Here is a 1,300-nt window from a genome sequence, read left to right as displayed (position 1 = left end):
TGGTTTCACCGCCGCTGCGGATATAGGACTGCACTTCGCGCAGCTTTTGGTCCAGCTCCTTCACCACGTCCGGCACGCGTTTGGTGCCTTCTTGCTTGAGCCAGGTCATGCCGCGTGACACTTGATCGAGCCGGCGCCCCAAGCTTTCCGGCATGCGCATGTATTGGCGGATCGCGGTGATGTTTTCCACGATGGCGCCGGTATAGCGATTGAGTGCGTCGACCATCGTGGCCTGGTAGTCGGCAAAGCGCAGCTTGAGCAGCCATTGCTCGGCATTGCCCCGGCCGATGTGGTTGAGTACCTCCACAATGTTCTTGGCAAGCTTGGCGGTACCCTCGCCGGTGCGCACCGCACTGACGATGAGTCGGCCAACACCCTTGGCTACGCCACCCAATACCGGTATCAGCGCGAGCAGCAATGCAAACAGCAGCACCCATTCCCAGGTGTCGTTGCGCTTTTGCGGCTCGTCGATCAAGCCCATGGACACCGCGATCAGATCGCGCACCGCGGTGGCGTCGCCCAGCAGCGGCACCATGCCGATCAAGGCATCCACCACAATCTGCGATACGGTGGCCTTGGTATTGAACGCTCCTTGCGCGGTGCCCCATATCCATTGGCCGCTCTCCACGGCCATGGCTTTGAAGGCCGCCCAGCTCATGCCACCCGGGGCGGCGTCGGTTTCAACCGCTTTCTGTTGCGCAAGGCTGTTCATGCGTTGTCCCTACCGGTAGCGGCCTGATGCGCCAGATAGCGCTGCACGCGCGCCTTGGTGCTGTTGCCTTGTGCGCTGGGCGGCATGGGACGCGTTTCGCGGCCTGTGTAGTCGCTGCCTTGCGGGCTGTACTGCACCCAGGCAGAGCCCGGCGGCAGGCCGGTCAAGGCGGCTTGCCCTTGCGCATCGAGCTGACCGCTGCGCTGGCTACCGTCGGCCAGCGTAAGCACGTAAGTTGCGTGCGCCAGCCCCACGTTGTCGTGGTAACGATGATCCAGCCGCAGTGAGCCGATATCCGCTGGCAGCCCCGCGCTGGGGTTTACCGACAACGCGCGCAGCACGTTGCCGGCGCCGGCACCCTCGTGCACCACGGGGCCCTTCAAGCGAATCTGCAAGCCCTCGATGGTGATACCCGAGGCGTCGATGGTGATGGCACCTCCCGGCCCGTGCATGCCGACGCGTTCACCGGCACGTAGTTCATAGCGCTGCGTCTGCCGCTCGATACGCTGCCCGGCGTGCAGCGTGTGGTGTCCCTGCACGGTGGCTTGCACATGCCCGCCGACCTCGACGGTGTGGTTGGCGGCGATC

The 1,300-nt window shown here is 64.3% G+C and carries 2 pseudogenes; both read right to left on the bottom strand.

The annotated features are described in order from the left end of the window. A pseudogene (locus JHD67_RS21365) lies at positions 1-712 on the bottom strand (hypothetical protein); the annotation flags it as partial. After that, positions 709-1,300: pseudogene (locus JHD67_RS21360) on the bottom strand (hypothetical protein); the annotation flags it as partial. The pseudogenes JHD67_RS21365 and JHD67_RS21360, both read right to left, overlap by 4 nt.

Origin of the sequence: Dyella sp. ASV21 (genome assembly GCF_016428975.1) — a bacterium.
Lineage (GTDB): Bacteria > Pseudomonadota > Gammaproteobacteria > Xanthomonadales > Rhodanobacteraceae > Dyella.
The sequence above is the reverse complement of the archived record's forward strand: the minus strand, read 5'-3'. Positions and strand labels throughout refer to the sequence as shown.